The organism is Agromyces sp. GL_144 (assembly GCF_057834305.1).
In genome coordinates, this window is sequence record NZ_CM174399.1 from 1,006,051 (window position 1) to 1,032,687 (window position 26,637).

Consider the following 26,637-nt stretch of genomic DNA (forward strand, 5'->3'; position numbering starts at 1 on the left):
TGCCGCGGCCCTGCGTAGGTTCAAGACCATGAACACCACCGACACCACTCAGACCATCTCGACCATCGCCTCGATCACGATCGAGGCCTCCGACCCCGACGCGGCCGCGCGGTTCTATCAGGACGCGTTCGGCCTCGAGCAGCAGGTGCGCACCGTGGCATCGGATGCCGCGACCGGCGGCTTCCGCGGATACACGCTGTCGCTCGTGGTCGCCCAGCCCGCGAACGTGCAGGCGCTGTTCTCTGCGGCGATCGACGCGGGCGCGACCCCGTTGAAGCCCATGGAGAAGTCGCTCTGGGGCTTCGGCGGCGTCGTGCAGGCGCCCGACGGCGCCATCTGGAACCTCGCGACCTCGAACAAGAAGGACACCGGCCCCGCCACCAAGGCGTTCGAGCACCTCGTGCTGCTCCTCGGCGCCGAAGACGTGTCGGCGAGCAAGAGGTTCTACACGGCCCGCGGCCTCGCCGTCGGCAAGAGCTTCGGCAGCTACGTCGACTTCGCGACCGGCGAGAGCCCCATCGGCCTCGGCCTCTACAAGCGCCGCGCCCTCGCCAAGCAGGCCGGCGTCGACGCCGAGGGCACGGGCTCGCACCGCATCCGCGTCGACTCCGACGGCGGCGCGTTCATCGACCCCGACGGGTTCGTCTGGGCGTAGACGAGCTCGGATCAGGCCGCCTCGACGTGCGACCGGGACCGGCGGCGCGGCTCAGCCGAGCGCGCCCGGTCCGCGCACCGGCACGACCTCGGCGCGGGCATGCTCCACGCCGTCGGCGTCGAGGAAGGCCAGTCGCACGGGCGCCCCGGTATCGCGTGCGGTGTAGATGCTCGCCGGCCCGACTCCGGTCGGGCGGAACTCGTCGCCCCACGCGACCATGGCCGCGAGCACGGGGGTGAGGGCGCGCCCGGCGTCGGTGAGCACGTACTCCTCGCGCTCGCGCTCGCCTTCATCGCGGTAGGGGCGACGGGTGAGGATGCCCGCCTCGACCAGGCGGCCCAGGCGGTCGGTGAGGATGTCGGGCGCGACCCCCAACCGCTCGCGGAACTCGGCGAACCGGGTTCGCCCCCACATCGCCTCGCGCACGATGAGCAGCGACCACTTCTGGCCGAGCACGTCGAGGGTGCGCGCGATCGAGCAGCGCTGCAGTGAGGGGGCGGTGTCGGCCATGCATCGATGATACCCGCCTGGATAGGAGAATCAGATTCAGCATGCTACGTTGTGCATTCCAACTCAGAGGGGTGTCGCATGCTGGGCAGACGAGCAAGCTTCTTCACGGCCGCCGCCGTCGCCGGGCTCGCGCTCTGGGCGAGCGGGGCGCCGACCGTGGTCTATCCGCTCTACGCCGCGGAGTGGAACGTGCCGCCGACGGTGACCACGGCGATCTTCGCGATCTACCCGATCGTGCTGGTGCCCGTGCTGATCGTGTTCGGCAACCTTTCCGACGTCATCGGCCGTCGCGCCGTGATCCTCATGGGCCTCACCGCCCTCGGCCTCGGGGCGATCGCGTTCGGGCTCGCGCCCGACCTCACCTGGGTGTTCATCGGGCGGGGGCTCATGGGCGTCGGCGTCGGCCTCTCGCTGAGTCCGGCAACGGCCGCGATGGTCGAGTTCGGCGGCCCCGACGGGGCGAGCCGGGCCAGTTCGGCGACCACGGCCGCGACCGCGACCGGGCTGGCGCTCTCGACCGTCCTCGGCGGATTCCTCGTCCAGTACGCCCCGGCTCCCATGCATCTCAGCTTCTGGGTGCTGACCGCCGTGACGGTCGTCGTCGCCGCGTTCACGTTCGCGCTGCCGCGCCACACCCGTGAAGAGGCCGCCGCCCCCTGGCGACCCCGAGTGCCGCGGATGCCGCGTGCCGAGCGCCGGCCGTTCGTCGCCGGCACACTCGGCATCACCGCCGCCTACGCGATGGGCGCGATCTTCCTCGCGCTCGGGGCGCAGATCGCCCGAGACCTCGTGCGATCCGACGATGCCTTCGTCGACGGCTCGATCATCGCGCTCTCGGCGGTCGTGATCGGCGTGGTCGCAATCGTCGCCAGGCGCATGCGGCCGCGCCTCGCCGTGACCATCGGCCCGCTGCTCGCCGTGGCAGGGCTGGGCCTGCTCGTGCTGGCCGGTGCGGCGCACTCGCTGCCCGCGTTCATCACCGCGTCCATCGTGGCCGGCGGAGGCTACAGTCTCATGTTCTCCGGCGGCCTCGGACTCGTCACCGCGACCGCCCCTGCCGACGAGCGGGCGGCGGTCATCTCGGCGGCGTACGTGGTCGGCTACCTCGTGCAGGCCCTCGCCGCGCTGGGGCTGGGCGCGCTCGCAACGACCGTCGGCCTGCAGGTCGCGCTCGAAGTGGGCACCCCGCTGATCCTGCTGATCGGATTCGCCGCGCTCGTCGTCGCCAACTTCGGGCCGCGCCCTCGCCCGGCGACGACCGGGGCGCTGCCGGCCGAGGGCGCACTCTGAGCGGAAACCGACCGCGATTCGGTCGCGGGCGAGGTGCTTGCTAGCATCCGCTGGTGCACATCCTCCGTCGGGTGATCGTCATCGTCGCCGTCACCGCCCTCGTCCTCATCGCCGCGTTCACCGGGGTCTACCTATGGCAGAAGCCCATCCTGCTCACGGGCACCGGCTATGCGGCGCACAACGCCTGCGCCGTCACCGAGGTCGCCGGTCGCGACGACCCCGCGACCGACCTGCCGCCGAACCCTCTCGTGCCGTACCTGCAGGTCGACGCCGACGCGGATGCCGGTACGACGACGGCCTCGGTCCTGGGCGCGATCGCGCACCAGCGCGCCTGGTTCACCGAGGGCTTCGGCTGCACGCTCGCCTGGGATCGCCCCGAACTCGGCGACGCGACGCCCATCGACGACGACGGCAACCCGTTCGCCGGCGACGCGAGCGCCGAGGCGCCGACCCCCGAGGCGGGGGCCGCCCTCGAGCAGGCGATGGGGCGTGCGTTCGGCGACGGGCTCGCGGCATCCGACACCGAAGCGCTCGGCACGCGCGCCGTCGTCATCGCGAAGGGCGGCGCACTCGTCGCCGAACGCTACGCCGACGGCTTCGACGCCTCGACCCCGCAGCTCGGCTGGTCGATGTCCAAGAGCGTGACCGACCTCATGACCGGCGTGCTCGTCGAGCAGGGCGTGGTCTCGCTCGACGACGACCACCTGCGCCCCGAGTGGAACGACGAGCGCGCCGACATCACCGTCGAAGACCTGCTGCGCATGCAGAGCGGCCTCGAGTGGGACGAGACCTACGACCTCGGCACGCCCATCACGCGCATGCTCTACCTCGAGCCCGACATGGGCGCCTACGTCGCGAGCCTGCCCCTGCTGCACGAGCCGGGAACGTACCAGCAGTACTCCAGCGGCAGCACGACCCTGCTCTGCTCGGTGCTCGCCGAGCGCACGGGCCTCGGCGCCGACCTGCCGCGGCAGACCCTGCTCGGTCCGCTCGGCCTGTCGTCGGCGATCTTCGAGCCGGATGCCGCGGGCACACCGGTCTGCTCCTCGTATCTCTGGGCGACCCCGCGGGACTGGGCCGCCGTCGGGCAGTTCGCGCTGCAGGACGGCGAGTGGAACGGCGAGCGGATGCTGCCAGTGGACTGGATGACGCAGAGCCTCACCGTCACCGACGTCGAGCAGACCGACGACCCGGGCTACGGCATGGGCTTCCGCGTCAACGCGCTGCCCGACGGCAGCCTGCGCTGGCCCGAGCTGCCCGCCGACACGTTCCACATGAGCGGCCACGACGGCCAGAAGGTCGTCATCGTGCCCTCCGAGGACCTCGTCGTCGTGCGCATGGGCTTCACGCCGGCGTTCGACGACGAGGCGTCCGAGGTGCGGCTCGTCGCCGACGCGATCGCCGCGCTCGGCTGACGCGCGCCGCGGAGTCCGACAGCGGGCTGGGAGGTCGCTCGCAGTGCGCCGAGTGCGCTCGCGGATCTCGGCGGGGCGGCGTAGCGTCGCCCGCACATACGCGACCGTCTCAGGTCGCGGGTGAGGCGGGGTTCTCCCGCCGAACGGGCGCCCGGCTCTCACCCCCCAAGCGCGGAGCCGGGCGTTCACTCAGCCCCGGCGCGAGGCGCGCGGGCCCGGTGCGGGCGGTCAGCGTCGCTCGATCGCCCAGATCGCCAGCTCGACGCGATTGCGGGCGCCGACCTTCGCCATGGCGCTCGCGATATGCGTCTTCACGGTGCTGAGCGAGATGTGCAGTTCGCGGCCGATCTCGGCGTTGCCGAGGCCGCGGGCGACGGCGGCGACCACGTCCTCCTCACGGTCCGTGAGCGGGGTCGACGGCTGCGCCCCGCGCGCAGGAGTCGACCCCGCGAACGCCTCGATGAGTCGCACGGTCACGTTCGGGTCGATGAGCGCATCGCCGCGCGCGGCCGCATGCACCGCCTCGCGCAGCAGCGCGGGCCCGGCGTTCTTCAGCAGGAAGCCCCTCGCGCCCGACCGCAACGCCTCGTAGACGTACTCGTCGAGGTCGAACGTGGTGATCACGACCACGGGCAGCGGGTCGGCGACGCCGGGCCCCGCGAGCTCACGGGTGGCGGCGAGGCCGTCGGCCCGCGGCATCCGGATGTCGAAGAGGCACACGTCCGGCCGCAGCGACCGCGCCATCGCGACCGCCTCGACGCCGTCGCGCGCCTCGCCGATCACCTCGATGCCGGGCTGCGCGTCGAGGATCATCCGCAGCCCCGCTCGCACGAGTTCCTGGTCGTCGGCGATGAGCACGCGCACGGGTTCGCTCATCGGGACCCTCCGAGCCGGTCGGTGCGCGGGAGCACGGCCGTCACGGTCCAGCCGGCGCCGTCCGCACCCGATGGCCCCGCCGAACAGGTGCCGCCGAGGAGCGTCGCCCGCTCGATCATGCCCCTGATGCCGTAGCCGGCCGTGTGCGCGGGTGCAGCACCGGGCGCAGCCCCGGGCCCGGAACCAGGGCGAGCGGATGCCGCGCCCCGGCCGTCATCGTGCACCTCGAGTCGCACGCCCGAGTCGTCGACCTCGACGCGCACGTCGACTCGGGTCGCGTCGCGCGCGTGCCGACGCGCATTGGTCACGGCCTCCTGCGCGATGCGGAAGACGGTCGCGCCGACCGCCGGCGGCAGCGAGCGGAGGTCGCCGGCGACGTCGACCGCGACGACCGGGCCGGCGGCGCCACCGGCGATGCCCGTCGGCGTCGCGAGCCGCTTCAGGTCGGATGCCGCGGGGGTCGGGCCGAGCTCCACGGCGTCGTCGTCCCGCCGGAGCACGCGCACCATGGACCGCATCTCGTCGAGCGTTCGGGACGCCTCGACCTCGATGACGCGCAGCACGTCGGCTGCGGCATCCGGATTCCGCTCGATGACCGCGGAGCCCGCCTGCGCCTGGATCGCGATGGCCGACACGTGATGGGCGACCGTGTCGTGCAGGTCGCGCGCGAACCGCTCGCGCTCGACGAGTCGCAGCCGCTCGAGCTCGCGCGCCCGCGCGCCGGCCCGCCAGCGGAACGCGAGGCCGAGCGAGCAGACGGTGACGACCACCGCGATGCCGCCGATCACGTCGCCGACGGTCGACGACTGCCACACCAGCGACAGCAGCGTGCCCGCGGTCACGAGGGCGAGGCCGCCGAGCATCGCGCGGCCGGATCCCCAGCGCAGCACGGCGTAGACGAGCAGCAGCAAGTACGCCGTCGTGAACAGTTGCGGGTCGTCGCCGAGGGCGAGGCCGACGACCGTGCCGACGGTGAACGCGACGGCCAGCATCGTGAACGGCCGCGTTCGCCGCCAGAGCAGCGTCGGCACGAGGGCGACGAGCACGACCGCCCAGAGCCAGCGCCACGGGACATCCGGTCGAAGGGATGCCTCGACGAGGGCGAGCGGCGCGAGCACGCCGACGAGCGCCCAGTCGCGCCACACCCGGCGCGGAGGCGGCGGCACCGCGGCCGGTGCGTTCCACAGCGACCGCACGGGGCTCGTCATGCCCTCATGATAGGGGCGCGGGTGCGACGGGCGCGGCGGCGGATGACGACCTCGGCGATCGCGAGGTTGATCGCCCAGCCGAGCGCCATGAGCAGCGTGTACTCGAGCTCCGCGGGTTCGCCGACGAGCAGGGCCCACGGCATGATCGTGAGCACCTGGGTGCCGGCGCCGAGTCCGATCGCGTAGGCGCGCGTCATCCACGCGCTGTGCGTCGTGACGCTCTGCGGGGTGCCGCCTCCGCGCCGGATCGCGAGGTAGGCGACGACGATGGCCGCCGCCATCCCGACGCCGAGCACGATGCGGATGAGCATGAGCGCCACGCCGCTGTTCGCCGGCAGGTCGTAGGCGACCGCCATCCACAGTCCGGATGCCGCGGCGACGAGTCCGGCCGGCGCGACGATCCTGCCCGACCAGCGGTGCCAGCGCCGCCGCCGCAACGACGGCGCGAACTGCAGCGCGCCGAGCAGGAGGAACAGGCTCGACCCGACGATATGCGCGATCACCGGCACGGGGGAGTCGAAGAACCGGGCGTTCTCGGCGGTCACGGTCGCGCCCGTGCCGAGCTGGGTCAGGCGCGACGCGCCCGCCGCCATCGGCACGAGCGTGAGCGCGATGAGGCCGGCGGGTGCGAGCCACTCGCGGCGTCGGCGGCGGCTCCGGTGGGTGCGGCGGGCGGCGGGCTGCGCGAGTCGGTCCGTTGCGGTCATGCCTCGATGCTGGCTCGGCGCCGGCCCCGCGACATCCGCCGTCCGGCTCGGATCGGATCGGCCGATCGGCCGAGGGAGTGCGACCCGGGCGGTGAACGCGAACCGGCTCGCCGTGAAGGGCTGCAGCCGAGAACGCGCTCCCTCTAGGCTGGCGGCCATGGTCGCAGTCCTCCCGCTCATCGTGCTCGCCGCGATGATCGCCGCCCTCGTCGACATCATCATGCGAGACGAATCGCAGGTGAGGCACCTGCCGAAGTTCGGCTGGCTCCTGCTCGTCATCCTGCTGCCGCTCATCGGAACGCTGCTGTGGTTCACGCTCGGGCGCGAGTACGGCAGCGGCGCGCCGAACCCCGCGCTCGAGGCGATCCGCGCCGACCGCACCCGACGCAGCACGCCGGCCCCGCGTGCGCCACGCGCCGATGCCCGCTCCACCGAAGAGCAACTGGCCGAGCTCGATCGCGAGATCGAGTACTACCGGCGTCGCGCCGAACTCGAGCGCCGCAAGCGCGAGGTCGAGGGCGAAGCGGGCGGCTGACCCGGCCGCACCGACACGAGCAACGCGGATGCCGCGGCAGCACGCGCGGTCGCGGCATCCGCCGTCTCTCGTGGTGGCCGGCGTGCAGCCCGGCCGGTCAGACCAGGTTCAGCAGCAGGCCCTGGATCAGGCTCACCACGATGCCGAGCACCACGACGGCACCGAGCGTCGTGCCCGCTGCGGCGAGCGCCTTGGGCGCGCCGCGCCTCAGCAGCACGATGATTCCGGCGACGAGCGCGCCCGCGCCGAGCACGAAGGCGATCACGGACGCCACCATCTGCACGGGCGCGACCGCCAGGTAGCCCACCGAGCTCACGAGCAGCACGAAGACGAACTGCATGGCGAACTGCAGCAGGATCGCCGCCGCCCCGGCGATGAAGGACACGAGGCCGAGCGGGAACGGGCGGGCGGATGCCGGTGCGGCGGCGGTGGCGGAAGTGGGAACCTGTTCGGGGCTGGTCATCCCGAGAGTCTGCCAGACCTCTCAGACGAGGTGGTCGTCGCCGCCGTGCAGTTCGAGGGCGTGCCGCGTGATGTCGCGCACGAGGTCGAGCGGCAGCGGCTTGGAGTACGGGAGGTTCACCGTGTCCTTGGCCGCGCGCCAGGGCGCGATGCGCGCCTCGAGCTCCTCGTCGCCGCGAGCGACCGGGTACAGGCCGATGTGCTGCTTCCAGCCGGCGAAGTGGATCCAGTAGCGACCCCGGATCGCGACGGCCGGGATGCCGTAGCGGAGCTTCTCCTCCGCGCCCGGCAGCACCTCGTGGATCGCGGCGCGCACGGCCGCGAGGCGAGCGGCGGACTCGCCTTCGAAGGCGGCGAGGTACTCGTCGACGGTGGTGGGCTTGTCGGTCATGGCGCACAGGTTAGCCGAGAGGCGGGGCCGCGGCATCCGCCCGTTGCGAGGCCGTCGCCGAATGGTTCCCACCCTGATCCCAATCAGGTAAGGTGAGCCTTACCTTCATCCCCAGGAGCACCCGTGGCCATCAGCAACCTCGAGATCACCCATGCCGACACCGGCGTCGTCACCGCGGAGGTCGTGCGCGCCGAGCGCATCTCGCCGCATTTCGTGCGCATCACGCTGAGCGGGCCCGAACTCGCCGACTGGCGGCATATCGGATTCGACCAGTGGTTCCGACTCGCGGTGCCGACCTCGGACCACACCCGCTTCGACAACCTGTCCGACAAGTACGACATGGGCGGCTATCTCAAGTACCTCGTGCTGCCGAAGGCGACGAGGCCCGTGATCCGCAACTACACGGTCCGCGAGTTCCGTGCCGCCTCGGCCGGCACCACGGCCGAGCTCGACATCGACTTCGTCGTGCACGGCAGCGAGGGCGTCGCCGGGCCGTGGGCCGAGTCGCTCCCCGTCGGGGCATCCGTCGGGCTCATCGACCAGGGCTGCGGCTACAAGGCGATCGACGCCGACTGGAGTCTGCTCATCGGCGACGAGAGTGCGCTGCCGGCGGTCGCCGGGATCCTGCGCGACCTGCCGCGCGACGCCAGGGGCCACGCGATCATCGAGGTCCCGGATGCCGCGGACCGGCAGGACTGCGGCGAGCCGCACGGCGTCACCGTGCACTGGATCGTGCGCGACCACGACGAGCCCGCCGGCGTGCGGGCGCTCGAGTTCGTGATGGGCCTCGAGTTCCCGTCGGGCACGGTCGCGGCGTTCGCCGCCGGGGAGTCGGCGCTCGCGACCGGCGCCCGCCGGCACCTCGTCAACGAGCGCGGCGTGCCGAAGGCGAACGTCGTCTTCTGCGGGTACTGGAAGGCCGCCAAGCGCGGGCACTGAGGCGGGCCGGCGGGTCGGCGGGTCGGGCGCCCGGAGGACGCGACCGGCGGGCGCGGTGGGGTCGCTCCTGGAACGCGCGGTACTTCGGCACTTCGGCACCGTATTCGCACGTGCCATGCCCCGCACACACCGACGGCTCCGCGACGTCCGGGCACCGTGGCCGACCCATCGAGGCACCGCGGTCGGCACCGGCACCGGCATCGGCATCGAGGCACCGCGGCCGGATCGCGAAGCTCAGGCGACGATCGGCGTGCCGTCGACGGGCTCGTCGCGGGCCGCCGCGTGCGCGGCCGCGGAGTCGGAGTAGACCGCGTCGACCATGATCGGCAGGTGGTCGCTCGACCCGCGCGGCAGCGTCTCGACCTTGCGGATGTCGAACCCGGCCGAGGTCGCGAGGTCGAAGTGCCCGCGGAAGAACTTGTAGCGCGTGTACGTGCGGCTGTCGCTGAGGGTCAGGTCGTAGCCCGCCTCGCGCACCTTCTCGGCCAGGTTGTCCTTGAAGATCGGATAGTTGTAGTCGCCGACCATGAGCGTCGGCAGGTTCGGCCCGAGCAGCTGCAGCTCGCCGAGCGCGGCGTTGATCTGGTGCCGGCGAAGCGAGTTCAGCGCGGTGAGCGGCGCAGCGTGGAACGAGGCGACGATGGCCTCGCGGTCGTGCTGCCGGTCGTAGAGGCGGGCGCCGAGCAGGCGCTCGTGCGCGGGCCGCAGCACGCGGTCGTGCATCGACTTCTTCAGCGCGACCGTGCGCAACCCGCGGATCTCGATGCGGTCGGCCCGGTAGTAGATCGCGAGCCCGAGTCGGCTGCCGATGGTCGAGTGGGCGAAGCGCAGGCGGCCCACCTGCTCGGCGAGGTCGAGCGTGTCGCATTCCTGCAGGCAGACGACGTCGGGCGAGTAGCGCTCATCGAGCGCCGCGAGTTCGGAGATCGCGCGATGCTTGCGGAGGTTGTAGCTGATCACCAGCATTGCTCCAGCGTAAGCCTCCGGCGTGGGTTTCGGCTGGGGTTGCCTCGCGTTTCACCGTGGGTTCACGGGCTGGTCGAAGTGGCAGGATGGCAGACATGCTGCGTCGCGAGGTCGGAACCCGGTCATGAGCACTGCAGACGCCCGTGCCGAGCTGATCGCCCTCTGCGAGCGAGGCATCACCTGGCTCACCGACCTGCCGAGATGGGCGACGGATGCCGCGGCGAGACGCCCGGCCGCGGTGCTCGTGCTCTTCGGGGTGCTCGACGACCTGCCCGCGCGGGCCGGAGGCGGCGGCGGCGACGGGGCGCCGACGGCCGTGGTCGCCCGGGACCTCGACGTGCTGCTCCTGCGCCGGGCGTCGACGCTCGGCAGCCATCCGGGCCAGATCGCGTTCCCCGGCGGGCGCATCGAGGAGTCCGACGACGGCCCGATCGCCGGGGCGCTCCGCGAAGCTGCTGAGGAGACCGGGGTCGATCCCGACGACGTCGAGCCGCTCGGCACGCTCGCACCCCTGCCGGTACCCGTGAGCAACCACCTCGTGACGCCGGTTCCCGCGTGGTGGACGAGGCCGTCCGAGGTCGCGGCCGTCGACCACGACGAATCCGTCGAGGTGTTCCGCGTGCCCGTCGCCGACCTGCTCGACCCCGCCAACCGGGGCAGCACCGAGATGACGTTCGGCGGCACCGTGTACCGCGGTGCGGCGTTCACCGTCGGCGGACGCGTCGTCTGGGGCTTCACGGCCCTCGTGCTCGCGCGCATGTTCGACGAGCTCGGCTGGAGCGTGCCGTGGAACGAGGACCGCATCGTCGAGCGCGACGACCTGGCGCAATGAGCGCCTGAACGAGAGGACGAACCGCATGAGAGTCGCCGTCGCCGGAGGAACCGGCACCGTCGGACGCCGGGTCGTGGCATCCGCTCGCGAACGAGGGCACGAGGTGGTAGTGCTGACCCGCTCGAACGGCGTCGACCTGATCGGCGGCACCGGTGTGCGGGCGGCGCTCGAGGGGGTCGACGCGGTGATCGACACCGCGAACACGAACTCGATGTCGGCCGGTGCGTCGACCGCGTTCTTCACGTTCGTGACGAAGACGCTGCTCGACGCCGAGCAGGCGGCCGGGGTCGGGCACCACGTCGTGCTCTCGATCGTGGGCGTCGATCGCGGATCGTACGGCTACTACGCCGGCAAGGTAGCCCAGGAGCGGGCCGTCGAGGCGGGTGCGGTTCCGTTCACGATCATGCGGGCCTCGCAGTTCCACGAGTTCGCCGACCAGATGCTGCGGGCGTTCTCGTTCGCGGGCGTGCACCTCGCGCCGAGGTTCCCGTCGCAGCCGGTCGCCGCGCGAGAGGTGGGGGAGCGGCTCGTCGCGCTCGCCGAGCGGGGCCCGGCCGGGCGCAGCGCGGACTTCGCCGGACCGCAGCGGGAGGACATCGGCGACATGGTGCGCCGGCTCGCGCAGGCTCGCGGGCTTCGTGGCCCCGTCGTGCCGGTGACCGTGCCCGGCCCGCAGTTCGCCGCCATGCGTCACGGCGAGACGCTGCCGGGCTCCGACGCGGTGCTCGGCACGCAGACGTTCGAGACCTGGCTACGAAGCCCCGACGGTGCTGCCGCCACTGCTGCTGCCGCCGGCGATGCCGCCCGCCCCTGACGTCGGCGCGAGCCTGACCATCCAGCGGGCCGGCTCGGCGAGCGGCTCGAAGCCGAACTTCGCGTACAGGCCGTGCGCGTCGGCCGTCGCGAGCATGATGCGGCGGAGCCCGAACGGTTCGAGGTCGGCGACGACGCCCTCGATGAGGCCGACGCCGACGCCGTTCCCGCGCACGGCCGGGTCGACGTAGACGTCGCAGAGCCACGCGAAGCTCACGCCGTCGGTCACGACCCGCGCGTACGCGACCTGATCGCCGGATGCCTCGTCGAAGACGCCGTAGTTGCGCGAGGCGTCGATCGCGGCGTCCTGCCGCTCCCGCGGCCGGCCGAGCGCCCAGTAGGCGTCGGTCGACAGCCAGCGGTGCACGCGCTCGCGATCGAGCTCGGCCGGGTCGGTGGAGAGGCGGTATCCGTGCTGCATCACCCCATCATCGGGCATCGGCCCGAGGCATCCGCAGCGCTACTTCGACATGTCGAAGCCCGTGACCGCCGGGCCGACGGGCTCGTAGACGAGCAGCATCGCGCCGGTGTCGAACACGCGGGGCGGCTCGGCCAGCCGGAACGCGGTCGGAACGCCGAACTCGCCGCCGAACAGCCGCTTGCCCGATCCGAGGGCGATCGGGTACACGTACAGGTTCAGCCGGTCGACGAGGCCCGCCTCGATGAGCGAGCGCGCCAGGTCACCGCTGCCGATCACGTGGATGTCGTCGAATCGCTGCGTGAGGGCGGCGACCTCCGCGACATCCGACAGCGCCGTCGTTCCGGCCCACTCGGGCTCGGCGAGTGTGCGCGACACCACGAACTTCGGCATCGCGTTGAACTTCACGGCGATCTCCTCCTCGCCGCGGTGCGGCCAGAACCCGGCGAAGATGTCGTACGTGCGACGGCCGAGCAGCAGCGCGTCCATGTGCTCGATGCCCTCGCCGATCACGGCGCCGTTCTCGTCGTCGAGATAGGCGCCCTGCCAGCCGCCGAACGCGAAGCCGCCCGACTCGTCTTCGTCGGGGCCGCCGGGCCCCTGGTAGACCCCGTCGAGCGTGACGAACAGGTCGACCGAGATGGTTCCCATGGTGTGCTCCCTCGCGTGTCCTCGCTCGCGTGTGCTCCATCGCAATCCGGCGCGAACAGCTTAGGACCGTTCGCGACCCGGCGTGATGCGGCGATGCGGTGATGCGGTAGCATCAGATCATGAGGACCACGCTCGATCTCGACGACCGCGTGGTTCGCGCGGCCAAGGCGCTGGTGGCGCAGAACGGCGGCTCGATCGGCACGGCGGTCTCCGATCTCGCGTTGCGCGGGCTGTCTGCCGGCCTGACTGCGGATGCCTCGGGCGCGGCGTCTCCGGCGGCGCCGAAGGGGTTTCCGGTGCTGCCCCTCGGGCCGGTCGACCACGTGATCACCGATGACCTGGTGGCCGAACTGCGCGACGACGCATGAGCGAGCCGACCCGACTGCTCGACGTGAACGTGCTGCTCGCGCTCGTGGCGCCCGCGCACGAGCACCATGTGGCCGCGCACCGATGGTTCGCCGGCGTGCACTCGTGGGCGACGACGCCCATGACCGAGGCGGGTCTCCTGCGGCTCGTCGCCAACCCCGCGGTCACGGGTGCGGCGTTCTCGCCGGCCGACGCGATCCAACTGCTGAGGCGGCTGCGTGAACAACCGGGTCAGCGCTTCGTCGGCGACGAAGCGTCATTCGCCGATCCGCGCATCGAGATGTCGGCGCTGGTCGGGCACCGCCAAGCCACCGACTTCCATCTCGTGAACCTCGCCGCCGGTGCCGGCCTCGTGCTCGCGACATTCGATGCGAAGCTCGCCGCGGCACTCGCCGAGCCCGATCGTGCGCATGTCGAGGTCGTGCCCGTCTGAGCGTTGGCCTGACTGGGCCGGCCTGCCTGGGCCGGGCCGGGCTGAGCTGGCCGACCTGAGCTCGCAGGCTGAGCTCGCACGCCTGACGCGAGCGGATGCCGCGAGCCGGCGTCAGCGCGTCAGGAACCGCCGCACGGCTTCACTGGCCACCTCGTGGTCGATCACGTCGGGCTCGCCCGAGACCGTGATCGTGCCCACGAGCTCGCCGTCGACGCGGATCGGCAGCGAACCGCCGTACGCGCGAAGGGCGTCGTGGTCGACGTCGTCGCGTTCGCGGAAGGGCGTGCCCGCCTCTTCGTGCCGGCGGCGCACGAGCAGCGACGGCTCGCCGAAGCGCTCGACGACCGCGGCCTTGCCTGCGAGCCACTCGTCGTTGCCCGGACCGGTGTCGCGCAGCTTCGCGAGGAACACCTCGTCGCCGCGGAGCACGACTCGAACGGCGAGGTTCAGGTGCCGCTTGCGGATGACCTCGATCGCCGTGACGCCGAGGTCGACGGCGTCGTCGTTGACGAACGACGGCAGGTCGAGCTGGGGCTGCGCCTCGAGATCGGCGACGGTGAAGACGGGAAGTTCCGACATCAAGACTCCTCAGGTGCGGTTCGCCCAGAGTAGTCCGGCCCGCGGCCGACCGGCGAACCCGCCGGCCGGTCGAGTGCGAGCGCAGCGAGCGTATCGAGACCTTCGGCCCGCGTGTCGGTCGTCGGTGCGAGACTGGCCCCGTGCTGCTCGACGACCTCGTCACCACCACCGACGCCGTCACCGCGACCCGCTCGCGGCTGGCGAAGGTCGAGGCGCTCGCCGACCTGCTCGCGCGGCTGGCGCAGACGGCTCCCGACGAGATCGAGCCCGCGATCGGCCTGCTCGTGGGCAAGCCGCGACAGGGTCGCCTCGGCGTCGGGTGGCGCGGCATGCAGTCCGTGCTGGCCACGGCCGAGCCGGCGGATGCCGCGTCGCTCACGGTCTCAGAGCTCGATGCCGTGCTCGAGCGTCTCGCCGCGGCATCCGGCGCCGGCTCGAACCTCGATCGCGGCCGAGAGCTGCACGACCTCATCGCCTCGGCCACCGCCCGTGAGCAGCAGTTCATCGCCCGCGCGCTGCTCGGCGAGATGCGCACGGGCGCGCTCGAGGGCGTGCTCACCGACGCGATCGCGAAGGCCGCCGATCGTCCGGTCGCGAGCGTGCGGCGCGCGGCCATGCTGCAGGGCGACCTCGGCGCGACGGCGCGGCTCGCCCTCACCGGCACGGCCGACGAGCTCGACGCCGTGGGGCTCGTCGTCGGCCGGCCCGTGCAGCCCATGCTGGCCGCGACCGCGGCGAGCCCCTCGGCCGCCCTCGAGACCACCGGCGAGGCCTCCGTCGAGTACAAGCTCGACGGTGCGCGCATCCAGGTGCACCGCAGCGGCGACGACGTGCGCATCTTCACCCGCACCCTCGCCGATGTCACGCACCGGCTGCCAGAGGTCGTCGAGATCGTGCGCGGCATGCCCGTGCGCGACGTGATCCTCGACGGCGAGACCCTCGCGCTCGACGAAGACGGCGCGCCGCGCCCGTTCCAAGAGACGATGTCGAGGTTCGGTGCCGATCTCGCGCGCGAGACGCTGCTGCATCCGTGGTTCTTCGACGTGCTGCACGTCGACGGGCGCGACCTGCTCGACGAACCGCTGCGGGCCCGCATCGGCGAACTCGAGCGCATCGCGGGCGCGCATCGCATCCCGGGCGAGATCACCGCCGACGCCGAGGTCGCCGAGCGCGTCTCGCGTGAGGCGCTCGCCGCAGGCCAAGAGGGCGTCGTGGTCAAGGCGGTCGACGCGCCCTACGCGGCCGGGCGCCGCGGCGCGAGCTGGATCAAGGTCAAGCCCGTGCACACCTACGACCTCGTGGTGCTCGCCTGTGAATGGGGTTCCGGGCGGCGCACCGGGCTGCTGTCGAACCTGCACCTCGGAGCGCTCGACGCCGTCGGCGAGTTCGGGCCGCCGGGCGAGTACGTCATGGTCGGCAAGACGTTCAAGGGGCTCACCGACGAGCTGCTGCGGTGGCAGACCGAACGCTTCCCGCAGATCGAGACGCGCAGCACCGCGCACACGGTGTTCGTCGAGCCGATCACCGTCGTCGAGATCGCCATCGACGGCGTGCAACGCTCCAGCCGATACCCCGGCGGCATCGCGCTGCGCTTCGCGCGCGTCAAGCGTTACCGCGACGACAAGCCGGCCGCCGAGGCCGACACGATCCAGACGCTGCGCGGGCTGCTGCGCGAGTAGCAGGCACGCGCATTGCGTGTGCGCGTGTCGGCGCCGGGCGCGGGGCGCGGGACGCGCGTGCGCGCGTGTCCAGTTCAGGAAGGGCGACCGACACGCCGTGGCGAGCCGTCCCGCGCGCGGCGTGTCGGACGCACATCCTGAATTCGCGACACCGCCGTCGGGAAGGAACGGTGCGAACGGCGCGTTGGGCGGAGCAGGAGCACACGCGATCGAGAGGAAGACGCATGGGTGGGCAGGTGGGACAGACGCAACCGACGCAACCGACGGAACCGGCGGAACCGACGGAACCGACGGACTCGACGGAGTCGACGCAACCGACGGAACCGAACGAGGCGGCGGGCCGCGTGCGACAGCTGCGGCTCGTCGTCGAGGCTGAAGACTTCGAGGCGGCGCTCGCGTTCTACCGCGACGTGCTCGGCATGCCGACGCAAGAGGCGTACAGCGGCGACGACGGGGCCGAGGTCGTGATCCTCGATGCCGGGCGGGCGACCCTCGAGCTCTCGAACCCGGCGCAGGTGCGCTACATCGACCGCGTCGAGGCAGAGGGGCGGCCGAGCGATCACCTGCGCGTCGCGCTCGAGGTCGACGACGCCGTCACGGTGACGGCCCGCCTCGTCGAGGCCGGCGCCGAGCTCATCGCCGAGCCGCGCGAGACGCCCTGGCGGTCGATGAACTCGCGACTGCGCGGGCCAGCCGCCGTGCAGCTGACCCTCTTCGAGGAGCTCGACTGACGCGTGGCGATGCCGACTGGTACCCGGCGATGCCGGACGTCCGGCGGATGCTGCGGGGCCGGTCACGTGTCGAATTCAGGATGCCGCGCCGACACGCCGTGGCGAAAGGGGCGTGTGCACGGCGTGGCGCCCACGCGTCCTGAATTCGCGACGCCGCGACCGCGACGCCGCGACCGTGCAGGCCGCAGACCGGTGGTGGCCGTCGGAGGCAGCGGGTAACGTGTGCCGCGTCGGGCGCCGGCGCCCGCGAGCCGCGGCCCGGCCGCGACATCCGCTCGCGCAACCGCCGGCGCCGTCGAATCGTCGCCATCGTCGAATCATGGGGGAGATCATGGCCAACCTCGTCGTCCACTTCGAGATCCACGCATCCGAGCCGCAGCAGCTCGTCGACTACTACTCCGAGCTGTTCGGCTGGCGGTTCACGCAGTTCGGCGATGCGCCCTACTGGATGATCGACACCGGTGAGGGGGCGATCGGCAACGCCGAGGCCGAGGCCGGACTCGGCATCAACGGCGGGCTGACCCAGCGCCAGGGGCCGAGGCCAGAGGCCGGCGCACCCGTCAACGGCGCGAACTTCGTGGTCGGCGTCGACGACGTCGAGGCGATCTTCGCCAGGGGGCTCGAACTCGGCGGCACGGTGTCCTCGCCGCTCGAAGACATGCAGGGCATCGGCCGGGGCGGGTACCTCCTCGACCCCGACGGCAACCTCTTCGGCGTGCTCTCGCCCGTGCTCTCCGACGGCACGGTCGCGATGGGCGGGTGACGGCACGGTGGTCGCGATGGGCGGGTGATGCGCGCGTGACCGGCGTGCGGTGAGCGCCTTCCCAGCCGCATCTGCCTAGGCTGAAGGTCATGCTCGCCCTCATCCGCCACGGTCAGACCGACTGGAACGCCGCCGGACGCCTGCAGGGGCGCACCGACATTCCGCTGAACGATGTGGGGCGGGCGCAGGCCCGCGCCGCGGCATCCGCCTTCTCGGGCGGGTTGTGGCAGGGCGTCGTGAGCTCGCCGCTCGGGCGCGCCCGCGAGACGGCCGAGATCCTCGCCGACGCGCTCGCGCTGCCGCTCGGCGGCACGTACGACGAGCTGCTCGAGCAGGAGTACGGCCAGGCCGAGGGCGTGCACGTTGCCGAGATCGCCAAGCGCTGGCCCGATCGTGACATCCCGGGCAAGGAGCCCGAGACCGAGGTGGCCCTGCGCGGCCTCCGCGGGCTCGAGCGCATCGCGGCCGACCACGGCGGAGCGCCGATGCTCGCGATCGCGCACGGCAGCCTCATCCGCTACACGCTCTCGGGCATCTCGGGCCACGACCCCCGGCACTACCCGCGACTCGACAACCTGTCGAGCTCGCATGTGCGGTTCGAGGATGCCGCGTGGCGGGTGCACACCGTCGCCGGCATCGAGTTCGCCGAGGTCGCCGTCGGCATCGAGGCGCGCGCGGCCGGAGACGAGCGCGCCGCGTAGTTCTCGGCCGGGGCCGTGTTTCGGTTCGGAGTCGGATCGCGCGCCGACGGTGGCCCGGCCGCGACGCCGACGTAGACTCCGAAAATGGAGCCACCGGTCAGCACGACTCTGGTCGTGGTCGGCGACGAGGCGTCGCAGGCCATCCGCTCGCTCGAGCGCTTCCCGAACGTGCAGGCGGCCAGCCTCGCGGATGCCTCCGACGACGAGGTCGTGCGCTGGTCGGCCGGATCGAACGCCCCGTACGTCGTGCACGACCACGACCCGCTCGGCCACGTGGCGGCGGCGTGGGTGGAGTTCTTCGACGACCAGTCCACGTTCGGCGTGCTCGAACTCGAGATCGAACGCGCGCTCGATGCCGCGGGCCGCCGCGAGATGAACGTGCCCGACTACTACGTCGTGCTGCACCCCGAAGACCTGCCGGTCACCTGGAAGCACTGGTGGCTCGGCGTGCTGGCCGCGGAGTCGCCGACGCGCGTCATTCCCTGGCCGTCGGCGGATGCCTCGCTGGCGGCGTTGCTGCGCCGGCTGCCCACCGGCCGTGCCTGGCCCGAGGTGAACGCCTGGTTGCCGCGCGTGCCGATGTCGGTGCCCGACCGGGTCGGGCTGCGCGGTCCGGAGGCGCACGGCGACACTGAGTGAATCGCAACGAAGGAGTCGCCGTGACCACCAGTCAGCCCGCGATGTCCCCATCCGACCTGCCGGTCGAGGTCGTGCTCGACCGCGCCACCGGTCCGCGCCGGGCCGAGGTCGGCGAACTGGTCGAACTGCTCGGCGGGATCACCGGCGAGCCGCCCGTCGTGTGGGCCGGCCGCATCGTCGGGTTCGGCGAGGTCGAGTACCGCTACGAGAGCGGCCGCGGCGGCCGGGAACCGCTGCTCGCCTTCGCGCCGGGCCCCAGGAATCACACGATCTACCTCGCCGACGATTTCGCGACGCGCTGGCCCGATCTCCTGGCCGCACTCGGCAAGCACCGCGCGAGCAAGGTCTGCCTCCACCTCACGCGATTGGACGGGGTGGATCGCGATGTGCTGCGCGAGCTGCTCGAGCGTTCCCTCGCCGAGACGAGGTCACAGCTCGGCTGAACGAGCCGACGCCCGCCCCGGCTCGGCCGGTGCGGGCGTCATGCGATGCGAGATGCGACGGTCGCGGCATCCGCTCACGCGTCGGCGGGGGCGTCGGTGTCTGCGCCCACCGCGTGCTCGAGAGCCCAGGTGAGGGCGTACTCGGCGACCTCCTGCCAGCCGTCCTGGCTGACGATGCGGTGCGTGCGGCCGGCGAATTCCCGGTACTCGACGACCGACGGGCTGCCGGTGGCGTGGTACTTCTTCACGATGGCCTTGCCGATGGCCGGCGGCACGACGTGGTCGATGCCGCCGGTGATGACCAGCAGCGGGGCGCGGTCGGCGCGGGCGTAGTCGACGTGGCTGACGCCGCCCTTCTCGTTGAAGGCGCCCGCGACGCCCTCGAAGAAGACCCGGTTGTAGGAGTTCACCGCGAAGTCCTGCCAGATCGCGTCGGACTCGGCCCGCGAGAGGTCGTTGCCGAACGTGAAGTGGAAGTGCGACTTCGAGATGGGCTTCGCGCCGTTCTTCGCGAACGGGTTGGAGAGGATCGGCGTGCCGGTCCAGAGCGTCGAGAGCGGCAGCGTCGTGATGCCGGCTGGCTGGCCGGGCGTCACGCCGACGTAGGCGACCCCGAGGCCGCGATCGGCGAGCATCTGGGTGAGCAGGCCGCCGAACGAGTGGCCCATGATGATCGGCTTCTGGGGGAGGGCGCGGATGATGCGCTCGTAGTGGTCGGCGATCTGCTTCAGGCCGACGCCCTTGAGGGCTTCGGGATTCGAGCGGATGTCGGCGACCTCGCGGTCGTCGATGCCGGGCCACCCCGGGCGGATCACCTGGTGGCCGCGGGCCTCGAAGTACTCGGCCCACGTGTTCCAGCTCTTCGGGGTCATCCAGAGGCCGTGGATGAGGACGATCGGGGTCTTGTCGGTGGTGGTCATGATGCCTGCTCCTAAGTAGAACGATCGGTCTTGTTTTGCTGTTGACCTCAAGGTAGACCACCCGTTCTCGTTTTGTCAAGCAAAAAGAGAAAGATCGTTCTATCATGTTGTGTATGGCCACTCGAACCACCTCAGCAGGCACCTCCGTGGCGCGCGAGAAGCTCGTCGCCGCGGCATCCGACCTCTTCTATCGCGAGGGCATCCACGCCGTCGGCGTCGACCGCATCATCGGCGAGGCCGGCGTCACCCGCGCCACCTTCTACCGCCACTTCCCGGGCAAGGAGGACCTCGTCGAGGCGTATCTCGGCGTCGAGGACGCCACCATCCGCGGCGCGTTCGAGCGCGCGGGCGAGGTGACCGACGACCCCGAACAGTTGCTCGAGCTCGTGATCGAGGCACTGGCCGACGACGTGGCGCGCCTGCACACGCGGGGCTGCCCGTTCATCAACGCGGCCGCCGAGTACCCCGAGGCCGCCAGCGGCGTGCGCGTCGCCGTGGGGGAGCACCGGGACTGGTTCCGCGGCACGCTCGAGTCGCTGCTCACCGCCGCCGGAAACCCCGACCCCGCGCTCGCGGCGGGCCAGCTCGTGCTGCTGCGCGACGCCGCGATGGTCGGCGGCTACCTCGACGGCTGGGAGCGCGTGCGCCCCGCGTTCGTCGGCGCGGCGCGGCAGGCGGCGGGGCTGCCGGCCTGAGCGAGCGGATGCCGCGGGGCCGGCGCTGTGGCGATGTGTTGCGCGCCCGACTCGCACCGCTCAGGTCGCGGCGCTATCGTCGAGGCATCCGTCGTCGTCGCCCTGCCGCGACCCGTACGTGATCGCCCCCGCAACGACCGGCCGCAGAGGCCGATCGTGTCTGCCCTCCGGAAGGACTCCACCGCGCGATGACCGAGACCGCCTCGAAGACCTCGCGCGCCGTCGAGTGGGTGAAGGCGCGTCGCCGGCTCGTCGGCTGGACGACCCTCGTCTCCGTCGTGGCGGTGGTCGTGATCGTGCTCGTGGCCCGCTGGCTGCGGCAGAGCCCCGCCGGTGAAGACTTCATCACGACGTATCCGGGCATCGTGCCCCCGCCCGAGGGCACCCCCGTCGGCATCCCGGCCTGGCTCGGCTGGCAGCACTTCCTCAACGTGTTCTTCCTCGTGCTCATCGTGCGCACCGGGTACCAGTTGCGCTCCAAGAAGCGCCCGCCCGGCTTCTTCACCCGTGACAACACGCGCTGGCCGCGCACCAAGCGCGCGCCGCGCCGCCTCGGCATCTTCCTCTGGCTGCACCTCTGGCTCGACGCGTTCTGGGTGCTGAACGGCGTGCTCTACCTCGTGCTGCTCTTCGCGACCGGCCAGTGGCTGCGCATCGTGCCCACCGACTGGTCGGTCGTGCCGAACGCGATCTCGGCCGCGCTGCAGTACGCCTCGCTCGAGTGGCCGACCGAGAACTCGTGGGTCGTCTACAACGCGCTGCAGCAGCTCGCCTACTTCGCCGTGGTGTTCGTCGCGGCGCCCCTCGCGATCCTCACCGGCCTGCGGCTCTCGTCGGTCTGGCCGCCCGCGGGGCGCCTCGCGCGCGCCGTGCCCGAGCGCCTCGCACGCGCCGTGCACTACCCGGTGATGCTCTTCTTCATCGTGTTCACGTTCGTGCACGTCGTGCTCGTGTTCACCACCGGGGCACTCCGCAAGCTCAACCAGATGTACGCCTCGCGCGACGCCGACGACTGGATCGGGTTCGTCGTGTTCGCGGCATCCGTCGTCGTCATCGCGGTCGCCTGGGTGCTCGCGAAGCCGCCGCTGCTGAAGCGCATCGCGGCCAAGGGCGGCACGGTCAGGGGCTGAGCCGGCTGGTCCGCGGATGCCGCGGGGCCGACGGGGCTGAGCTGCGGATGCCGCGGGGCTGACGCCGTCGGTGCCGCCGGGTATCGTGGCCGGGCGTGGACCTGATCACGAACGACGACCTCGACGACCTCGAACGCGAGCTCATCGGCCGCGTGCGGGGCCGTGTGCTCGAGATCGGCGCCGGTGACGGCGAGAACTTCGGCGCGTTCGATCCCGATGTCGCATGGACGGGACTCGAGCCCGACGCCGGCCGCCGTGCCGAGCTGGCCACCCGCGCCCGCGAATGGCGGCATGCGTCGACTCCGCTCGACGCGACGGCCGAGCACATCCCGCTGCCCGATGCCTCGGTCGACGCCGTCGTCGGAACCTACGTGCTCTGCTCCGTGCACGACGTCGCAGCCGCGCTCGCCGAGGTGCGCCGCGTGCTCGTGCCAGGCGGGCGCGTCGTCTTCGTCGACCACGTCGCTGCGCCGCGCGGCACGCTCAAGCGCGTGATCCAAGACGTCGCGACGCCCCTTTCGACCTGGCTCGACCACGGCTGCCACTGGAACCGCGATCCGCAGCCCGTGCTCGAGGCCGCCGGGTTCACGGGCGTCGACGCACGTCGGCTCCGCGTGCGGTCGCTGCCGTTCGGGGCGGTCCCGGTGCTGCTCTACGAGGGGGTCGCGCCGGGCTGATCGCCGGATCGGGTCGGCCGCGCGGTCGATGCCGCGGGTGCCTGCGCCGCGCGCGCCGCGACGTCGTCGAGCACGCCGCGCGCGAGCATGGTCGCCCCGGCGACGGCCGCGGGCATCGTGAAGATCGCTCCGAGCGGCACCATGAAGCAGAGCTGGGTCGCGACGCCGAACCCGAGCAGGCGGGTGCGGTGCCCGCGGAGCAGTGCGGCGCGCTCCTCGGCCCCGATGCCCCGCGACTCGAAGGCGCGACCCGTGAGCTCCCAGGCGAGCAGCCGCCCCGAGAGCACGACGCCGAGCACGGGCGCGAGCACGCCGCCGATGAGCGGCACGAGTCCGCTGAGCGCGACCCCGATCGAGACGAGCACGCCGAGCCCGATGAAGCCCAGTGCGTCGCGCGCCGAGCGCCAGAACCCGATGCCGTCGCCGGTCGGCTCGCCGCCGAGGTCGGCCTCGACCGCGCGCCAGATGCGCTCGTAGAACGGATCGCCGACCATGAGCGTGAGCCCCGTGAACGTGACCGCGGCGAGCACGATCGCCCCGCCGAGCATGACGGCGCCGACGGCCGTGCGCACAATCGTCGCCCACGGCTCGACCCAGCCGGCGGCGAACGGCGTCGCCCACACGGTGATGCTCGGCAGGCTGACGCCGAGCGCCACGAGCCCGATGAGCACGACGACCCACACGATCGCGGCGGGCACGAGGCCGAGCAGCATCGCGCCCGGCTGCCGTCGCCAGAAACCGAAGCCGCGCAGCAGCATGCGCACCCCGAGGAGGAACCGTTCGATCATCGCTGCTCAGCCTAGGCTGGTGCTCCCGGGCCATTGTCGAACCGACCGAGGAGACGCCATGCCGACCATCGCCCTCGACGTTCCCCTGCCCGACGGCCGCGTGCTGCGCGCCTACGACACGGGGGTTCCCGACGGGGCCGCGGCTGCGTCGACGACGGCTGCGTCGACGACGGATGCCTCGCCCGATGCCTCGACGGCGGATGCCTCGACCGGCCGCGTGCTCATGTGGCATCACGGTTCGCCGCAGACGGGTGCCCCGCTCGAGCCCGTGGTGGCCGCGGCGACGCGTCGAGGCATCCGCGTGATCTCGTACGGGCGCCCGTCGTACGGCGGGTCGACCGCGCGACCCGGGCGCGATGTGGCCTCGGCCGGCGATGACGCGATCGCCGTCGCCGATGCGTTCGGCGTCGACCGGTTCGACTCGATGGGCGCGTCGGGCGGCGGCCCGCATGCGCTGGCGGTCGCGGCGCGGCATCCGGAGCGTGTGACCGGCGTCGTGACGCTCGCCGGCCTCGCCCCGTGCACCGACCGCTTCGACTGGTTCGCCGGCATGCGCTCGCCGGGCGGCCTGCGGTCCGCGCTCGAGGGCGGCCGCGCCGGCCGCGCACGCTACGCGGGGACCGCGGAGTTCGACCCCGAGCAGTTCCTGGCCGTCGACTTCGCCGCGCTCGACGGGGGCTGGTCGGACTTGGGAGCGGATGTCGCGAAGTCGGCGGAGTTCGGCGACGACGGCCTCATCGACGACGACGTCGCCTTCGTGAACCCGTGGGGGTTCGACCTCGCCGAGGTCGCTGCGCCCGTGCTCATCGTGCAGGGCGAGGGCGATCGCGTGGTACCGCGCACGCACGCCTCGTGGTTGCTCGCGCATCTGCCCGACGCGACCCTCTGGATGCGCCTCGACGACGGCCACGTCTCGGTGCTCGACGTCGTGCCCGACGCGATGGACTGGCTGCTCGAGCGCTGACGCGGCGCGCGGGCCGACGTTGCGGGCAGGCCGAGGTGGCGGGCGGGCTGACGCGGTGGTTGCGTCCACGAGACCGCGTCGGTCGCGCGCGGGCGGTGCCGAGCCCGGACGTGCCCCGCACCGCGGGTCAGTGGGTGGGCGCGATGACCACGCGGCGCAGCTTGTCGCCCGCCGAGGTGAAGGTGATCGGCCCGGTGCCGTTGTAGCCGTCGCCGGTGACCTCGAGGTTCGCGATGACGGTGTCGGGGTCGTCGGTCGGCTCGATGCCCACGACCTCGAAATGCGATCGCTTGCCGATGTTGTCGGTCTCGTTCCACGAGGCGATGCCGTCGCGGCCGTGGAACACGCGGCCCCAGTCGTCGAGCGTCGCGTCGTCGGTGAAGCCGTCGAGGAACGCCGCGGTGTCACCGCGGTTCGTGCTCTCGATGAAGGCGCGCAGCGCCACGGGAACCTGCAGGTCGGTCATGTCGTCCCCCTTGGATCGGTCGCCTCCCAGTCTGCGGGCCGGCGGCCGATTCCGCGAGAGGGGGAGTTCGCGAGGGCCGGCGGTCAGGCCCCGAGCGAGTCGAGGGCGCCCACGAGGTCGCGGTACAGGTCGTCGACGTGCTCGAGGCCGACCGAGAGCCGCACGAGACCGTCGGGGATCGTCGGCTGCTCGAGCTGCCAGCGGCGGCGGCGCTCGAAGGTGGACTCCACGCCGCCGAGGCTCGTGGCGTGCACCCAGAGCGCGGTGCGCTGCACGAGCAGGTCGGCGGGCTCCTTGCCGCCGCGCACGACGATCGAGATGATCGCACCGAATCCGGGGTAGCGCACCTCCTCGAGCGCGGGGTGGCCGGCCAGTCGCGAGGCGAGCTCCTTCGCGGTGGCCTGCGCGCGTTCGAGCCGCACGGGCAGGGTGCGCAGGCCGCGCAGGGCCAGGTAGGCCTCGAAGGGGCCCGGGATCGCACCGAACAGCGACCGGTACGCGAGCACCTTCTCGGCCAGCTCGTCGGTCGCCGCGATGACGGCGCCCATGAGCACGTCGCTGTGGCCCGAGATGTACTTGGTCGCCGAGTGCACGACGAGGTCGGCGCCCGACTCGAGCGGGCGCTGCAGCAGCGGCGTCGCGAACGTGTTGTCGACGGCGACGAGTGCGCCGTGCTCGTGCGCGGCGGCGACGAGCGCCGGGATCTCGGCCAGCTCGAGCGCCGGGTTCGTGGGCGACTCGATCCACACGAGCGACGCGCCCTCGAGCGCCGAAGCGACGGCAGCGGTGTCGCTGATGTCGACGTAGACGACCCGCAGGCGGCCCTTCGCCGCGAGCTGGTCGAGCTGCGCGACGGTGCCCGTGTACGAGTGCCGGGGCGCGACGACCGTGCCGCCCTCCGGCACGAGGTCGAGCACCGCGGTGATCGCGGCCATGCCCGACGCGAACGAGGTGCACCGGCCGCCCTCGAGCCCGCCGAGCGCGTCTTCGAAGGCCGTCCACGACGGGTTGCCGTAGCGGGCGTACTCGAGGTCGCCGCCCGCGACGTAGGTCGACGTGAGGTGCACCGGCACGTTCATGGGCTGGTCGGGCACGTGCGGCGGCCTGCCGGCGATGATCAGACGCGTCTCGGGGTGCAGCACCGGCGCAGCCGTCGTCGAATCGGGCACGAAGAACCTCCAGGAAGCGAGCGGATGCCTCGTGCCGCACGCACGGGCTCAGCCAGCGTAACCCGCACGGCGGGGCGCGCCCGACGCCGCGACCGACCGTCGCGTGCGCGCCCGACTCAGTTCTTCGGCGCCTTGATGAGTGCGAGGAGGGCCGCCACGAGGCCGATGCCCCCGACGGTGGCGATGAGCGCGAAGACGGACCAGATCACGGTTTCGATCGACATTGCGTTCCCCTTCGACGTGTGTGCGTCCCATTCTGTCGCGAGCGCGCCGACGGGTCGACCCCGCCGCGCACGAGACATCCGCGAATCGCCCGCGACCGAGGCGGTCAGGTGAGGCTCTCCTAAGAAGAAAACTGGCACTGATCTGGGGAAAAGCGGGCCCCATGCATGGCGGGCACCGCAGGCTCGGGCGTACCATCGCGGTACGCATCCGAGTCACCGTGGAGGTCCCGATGAGCATGACCCTCGACGAACTGCCCGCCGTCTCCGAGTGTTCGGTGGCCGGCTGTTCCTACAACGACCACTCGCATTGCCACGCCGCGGCCGTCACGATCGCGGGCGCCGTCGGCGACGCGGAGTGCGCCACGTTCATCCCGCTCGGCACGCGCGGCGGCCTCGACAAGGTCGTCACGCACGTGGGCGCTTGCCAGCGGTCGGAGTGCGTGCACAACGACTCGCTCGAATGCACCGCGGCATCCGTTCGCATCGGGGCCGGCGCCGACAGCGCCGACTGCCTCACCTACGCGACCGAGTAGCGGCTCGAACACCACCGAACTCCGGGGCCCGGCGCAGACGCGTCGGGCTTCGTGACGTGCAGCGGGCGA

34 protein-coding genes are annotated in these 26,637 nt (G+C 72.2%); 20 read left to right on the forward strand and 14 right to left on the reverse strand.

Annotated features, from left to right (window positions below; all coding sequences use genetic code 11):
• Positions 1-28: 28 nt before the first annotated feature.
• Positions 29-655 carry a VOC family protein gene (locus tag AC3IPY_RS04490; protein WP_489186963.1) on the forward strand — a complete coding sequence of 209 codons (627 nt, stop codon included), beginning with the start codon at positions 29-31 and terminating at the stop codon, positions 653-655.
• A 51-nt stretch (positions 656-706) separates the two neighbouring features.
• Here the strand turns inward: AC3IPY_RS04490 and AC3IPY_RS04495 are convergent, their stop codons facing one another.
• Positions 707-1,165, reverse strand: coding sequence for a winged helix-turn-helix transcriptional regulator (locus AC3IPY_RS04495; protein ID WP_489186964.1), 459 nt, complete (start codon positions 1,163-1,165; stop codon positions 707-709).
• Positions 1,166-1,243: 78 nt separating this feature from the next.
• On the opposite strand from AC3IPY_RS04495, the gene AC3IPY_RS04500 reads away from it, so the two are divergent.
• Positions 1,244-2,455, forward strand: a complete 1,212-nt coding sequence (locus AC3IPY_RS04500; RefSeq protein WP_489186965.1) for an MFS transporter — start codon at positions 1,244-1,246, stop codon at positions 2,453-2,455.
• Between the two features lie 53 nt (positions 2,456-2,508).
• Positions 2,509-3,870 (forward strand): serine hydrolase domain-containing protein, encoded by a 1,362-nt coding sequence (locus AC3IPY_RS04505; protein WP_489186967.1) that lies wholly within the window; start codon positions 2,509-2,511, stop codon positions 3,868-3,870.
• A gap of 228 nt (positions 3,871-4,098) precedes the next feature.
• Here AC3IPY_RS04505 and AC3IPY_RS04510 read toward each other — a convergent pair whose 3' ends face one another.
• From AC3IPY_RS04510 to AC3IPY_RS04520, 3 genes are read right to left on the reverse strand one after another with little or no spacing between them, the layout of a single operon-like run.
• Complete coding sequence (locus tag AC3IPY_RS04510) at positions 4,099-4,746, reverse strand: response regulator (RefSeq protein WP_489186969.1); 648 nt, start codon at positions 4,744-4,746, stop codon at positions 4,099-4,101.
• Positions 4,743-5,954, reverse strand: coding sequence for a sensor histidine kinase (locus AC3IPY_RS04515; protein WP_489186971.1), 1,212 nt, complete (start codon positions 5,952-5,954; stop codon positions 4,743-4,745). The genes AC3IPY_RS04510 and AC3IPY_RS04515 overlap by 4 nt, the downstream gene beginning before the upstream one ends.
• Positions 5,951-6,661 carry a DUF2306 domain-containing protein gene (locus AC3IPY_RS04520; protein ID WP_489186973.1) on the reverse strand — a complete coding sequence of 237 codons (711 nt, stop codon included), beginning with the start codon at positions 6,659-6,661 and terminating at the stop codon, positions 5,951-5,953. The genes AC3IPY_RS04515 and AC3IPY_RS04520 overlap by 4 nt, the downstream gene beginning before the upstream one ends.
• 157 nt (positions 6,662-6,818) lie before the next feature.
• On the opposite strand from AC3IPY_RS04520, the gene AC3IPY_RS04525 reads away from it, so the two are divergent.
• A complete protein-coding gene (locus AC3IPY_RS04525; RefSeq protein WP_489186974.1) occupies positions 6,819-7,196 on the forward strand; it encodes a PLDc N-terminal domain-containing protein in 378 nt (125 codons plus the stop codon).
• Positions 7,197-7,293: 97 nt separating this feature from the next.
• Here the strand turns inward: AC3IPY_RS04525 and AC3IPY_RS04530 are convergent, their stop codons facing one another.
• A complete protein-coding gene (locus AC3IPY_RS04530) occupies positions 7,294-7,659 on the reverse strand; it encodes a hypothetical protein (protein WP_489186976.1) in 366 nt (121 codons plus the stop codon).
• 21 nt (positions 7,660-7,680) lie between these two features.
• Positions 7,681-8,049 carry an iron chaperone gene (locus tag AC3IPY_RS04535; protein ID WP_489186978.1) on the reverse strand — a complete coding sequence of 123 codons (369 nt, stop codon included), beginning with the start codon at positions 8,047-8,049 and terminating at the stop codon, positions 7,681-7,683.
• A gap of 123 nt (positions 8,050-8,172) precedes the next feature.
• On the opposite strand from AC3IPY_RS04535, the gene AC3IPY_RS04540 reads away from it, so the two are divergent.
• The gene (locus AC3IPY_RS04540) at positions 8,173-8,988 is read left to right on the forward strand and encodes a siderophore-interacting protein (RefSeq protein WP_489186980.1); all 816 of its coding nucleotides are present in this window, start codon (positions 8,173-8,175) and stop codon (positions 8,986-8,988) included.
• A 234-nt stretch (positions 8,989-9,222) separates the two neighbouring features.
• Here AC3IPY_RS04540 and AC3IPY_RS04545 read toward each other — a convergent pair whose 3' ends face one another.
• The gene (locus AC3IPY_RS04545; protein WP_489186982.1) at positions 9,223-9,954 is read right to left on the reverse strand and encodes an endonuclease/exonuclease/phosphatase family protein; all 732 of its coding nucleotides are present in this window, start codon (positions 9,952-9,954) and stop codon (positions 9,223-9,225) included.
• Positions 9,955-10,078: 124 nt separating this feature from the next.
• Between AC3IPY_RS04545 and AC3IPY_RS04550 the strand changes: the two genes are divergently transcribed.
• Together AC3IPY_RS04550 and AC3IPY_RS04555 are read left to right on the forward strand one after the other, a co-directional pair.
• Entirely contained in the window at positions 10,079-10,786 is a 708-nt protein-coding gene (locus AC3IPY_RS04550) for an NUDIX hydrolase (RefSeq protein ID WP_489186984.1), read from the forward strand.
• Positions 10,787-10,811: 25 nt separating this feature from the next.
• The gene (locus AC3IPY_RS04555) at positions 10,812-11,600 is read left to right on the forward strand and encodes an SDR family oxidoreductase (RefSeq protein ID WP_489186986.1); all 789 of its coding nucleotides are present in this window, start codon (positions 10,812-10,814) and stop codon (positions 11,598-11,600) included.
• Here AC3IPY_RS04555 and AC3IPY_RS04560 read toward each other — a convergent pair.
• On the reverse strand, positions 11,538-12,020 hold the full coding sequence (locus AC3IPY_RS04560; protein ID WP_489186988.1) for a GNAT family N-acetyltransferase: 483 nt from the start codon (positions 12,018-12,020) through the stop codon (positions 11,538-11,540). The genes AC3IPY_RS04555 and AC3IPY_RS04560 overlap by 63 nt on opposite strands.
• A 39-nt stretch (positions 12,021-12,059) precedes the next feature.
• Positions 12,060-12,668 (reverse strand): dihydrofolate reductase family protein, encoded by a 609-nt coding sequence (locus AC3IPY_RS04565; protein WP_489186989.1) that lies wholly within the window; start codon positions 12,666-12,668, stop codon positions 12,060-12,062.
• Positions 12,669-12,787: 119 nt separating this feature from the next.
• On the opposite strand from AC3IPY_RS04565, the gene AC3IPY_RS04570 reads away from it, so the two are divergent.
• Together AC3IPY_RS04570 and AC3IPY_RS04575 are read left to right on the forward strand one after the other, a co-directional pair.
• Positions 12,788-13,036, forward strand: a complete 249-nt coding sequence (locus AC3IPY_RS04570; RefSeq protein WP_489186991.1) for a hypothetical protein — start codon at positions 12,788-12,790, stop codon at positions 13,034-13,036.
• Positions 13,033-13,467, forward strand: coding sequence for a TA system VapC family ribonuclease toxin (locus AC3IPY_RS04575; protein WP_489186993.1), 435 nt, complete (start codon positions 13,033-13,035; stop codon positions 13,465-13,467). Before AC3IPY_RS04570 ends, AC3IPY_RS04575 begins: the two co-directional genes overlap by 4 nt.
• 111 nt (positions 13,468-13,578) lie before the next feature.
• Here the strand turns inward: AC3IPY_RS04575 and AC3IPY_RS04580 are convergent, their stop codons facing one another.
• Positions 13,579-14,046 carry a heme-degrading domain-containing protein gene (locus AC3IPY_RS04580; RefSeq protein ID WP_489186994.1) on the reverse strand — a complete coding sequence of 156 codons (468 nt, stop codon included), beginning with the start codon at positions 14,044-14,046 and terminating at the stop codon, positions 13,579-13,581.
• A gap of 140 nt (positions 14,047-14,186) precedes the next feature.
• Between AC3IPY_RS04580 and AC3IPY_RS04585 the strand changes: the two genes are divergently transcribed.
• The 6 genes from AC3IPY_RS04585 (at position 14,187) to AC3IPY_RS04610 (ending at position 19,002) form a co-directional block, all read left to right on the forward strand.
• Complete coding sequence (locus tag AC3IPY_RS04585) at positions 14,187-15,725, forward strand: ATP-dependent DNA ligase (RefSeq protein WP_489186996.1); 1,539 nt, start codon at positions 14,187-14,189, stop codon at positions 15,723-15,725.
• 344 nt (positions 15,726-16,069) lie between these two features.
• Positions 16,070-16,456, forward strand: a complete 387-nt coding sequence (locus tag AC3IPY_RS04590; RefSeq protein WP_489186998.1) for a VOC family protein — start codon at positions 16,070-16,072, stop codon at positions 16,454-16,456.
• 319 nt (positions 16,457-16,775) lie between these two features.
• On the forward strand, positions 16,776-17,219 hold the full coding sequence (locus AC3IPY_RS04595; protein ID WP_489187000.1) for a VOC family protein: 444 nt from the start codon (positions 16,776-16,778) through the stop codon (positions 17,217-17,219).
• 89 nt (positions 17,220-17,308) lie between these two features.
• Complete coding sequence (locus AC3IPY_RS04600) at positions 17,309-17,920, forward strand: histidine phosphatase family protein (protein ID WP_489187001.1); 612 nt, start codon at positions 17,309-17,311, stop codon at positions 17,918-17,920.
• Positions 17,921-18,004: 84 nt separating this feature from the next.
• Positions 18,005-18,559 carry a hypothetical protein gene (locus AC3IPY_RS04605; protein WP_489187003.1) on the forward strand — a complete coding sequence of 185 codons (555 nt, stop codon included), beginning with the start codon at positions 18,005-18,007 and terminating at the stop codon, positions 18,557-18,559.
• A gap of 20 nt (positions 18,560-18,579) precedes the next feature.
• On the forward strand, positions 18,580-19,002 hold the full coding sequence (locus AC3IPY_RS04610) for a DUF1801 domain-containing protein (RefSeq protein ID WP_489187004.1): 423 nt from the start codon (positions 18,580-18,582) through the stop codon (positions 19,000-19,002).
• Positions 19,003-19,076: 74 nt separating this feature from the next.
• Here the strand turns inward: AC3IPY_RS04610 and AC3IPY_RS04615 are convergent, their stop codons facing one another.
• Entirely contained in the window at positions 19,077-19,922 is an 846-nt protein-coding gene (locus AC3IPY_RS04615) for an alpha/beta hydrolase (protein ID WP_489187005.1), read from the reverse strand.
• 113 nt (positions 19,923-20,035) lie between these two features.
• Between AC3IPY_RS04615 and AC3IPY_RS04620 the strand changes: the two genes are divergently transcribed.
• The 3 genes from AC3IPY_RS04620 (at position 20,036) to AC3IPY_RS04630 (ending at position 22,424) form a co-directional block, all read left to right on the forward strand.
• A complete protein-coding gene (locus tag AC3IPY_RS04620) occupies positions 20,036-20,617 on the forward strand; it encodes a TetR/AcrR family transcriptional regulator (RefSeq protein WP_489187007.1) in 582 nt (193 codons plus the stop codon).
• Between the two features lie 188 nt (positions 20,618-20,805).
• Entirely contained in the window at positions 20,806-21,747 is a 942-nt protein-coding gene (locus tag AC3IPY_RS04625) for a cytochrome b/b6 domain-containing protein (protein ID WP_489187009.1), read from the forward strand.
• A gap of 95 nt (positions 21,748-21,842) precedes the next feature.
• Positions 21,843-22,424 (forward strand): class I SAM-dependent methyltransferase, encoded by a 582-nt coding sequence (locus AC3IPY_RS04630; RefSeq protein ID WP_489187010.1) that lies wholly within the window; start codon positions 21,843-21,845, stop codon positions 22,422-22,424.
• Here AC3IPY_RS04630 and AC3IPY_RS04635 read toward each other — a convergent pair.
• A complete protein-coding gene (locus AC3IPY_RS04635) occupies positions 22,400-23,212 on the reverse strand; it encodes an EI24 domain-containing protein (protein ID WP_489187012.1) in 813 nt (270 codons plus the stop codon). The two genes, AC3IPY_RS04630 and AC3IPY_RS04635, sit on opposite strands and share 25 nt — an antisense overlap.
• 58 nt (positions 23,213-23,270) lie before the next feature.
• Between AC3IPY_RS04635 and AC3IPY_RS04640 the strand changes: the two genes are divergently transcribed.
• Positions 23,271-24,176, forward strand: coding sequence for an alpha/beta fold hydrolase (locus AC3IPY_RS04640; protein ID WP_489187014.1), 906 nt, complete (start codon positions 23,271-23,273; stop codon positions 24,174-24,176).
• 127 nt (positions 24,177-24,303) lie between these two features.
• Here AC3IPY_RS04640 and AC3IPY_RS04645 read toward each other — a convergent pair whose 3' ends face one another.
• A complete protein-coding gene (locus AC3IPY_RS04645; RefSeq protein ID WP_489187015.1) occupies positions 24,304-24,642 on the reverse strand; it encodes a YybH family protein in 339 nt (112 codons plus the stop codon).
• Between the two features lie 83 nt (positions 24,643-24,725).
• Positions 24,726-25,811 carry a trans-sulfuration enzyme family protein gene (locus AC3IPY_RS04650; protein ID WP_489187017.1) on the reverse strand — a complete coding sequence of 362 codons (1,086 nt, stop codon included), beginning with the start codon at positions 25,809-25,811 and terminating at the stop codon, positions 24,726-24,728.
• Between the two features lie 454 nt (positions 25,812-26,265).
• Between AC3IPY_RS04650 and AC3IPY_RS04655 the strand changes: the two genes are divergently transcribed.
• Positions 26,266-26,568 carry a DUF1540 domain-containing protein gene (locus AC3IPY_RS04655; RefSeq protein ID WP_489187018.1) on the forward strand — a complete coding sequence of 101 codons (303 nt, stop codon included), beginning with the start codon at positions 26,266-26,268 and terminating at the stop codon, positions 26,566-26,568.
• Positions 26,569-26,637 lie beyond the last annotated feature (69 nt).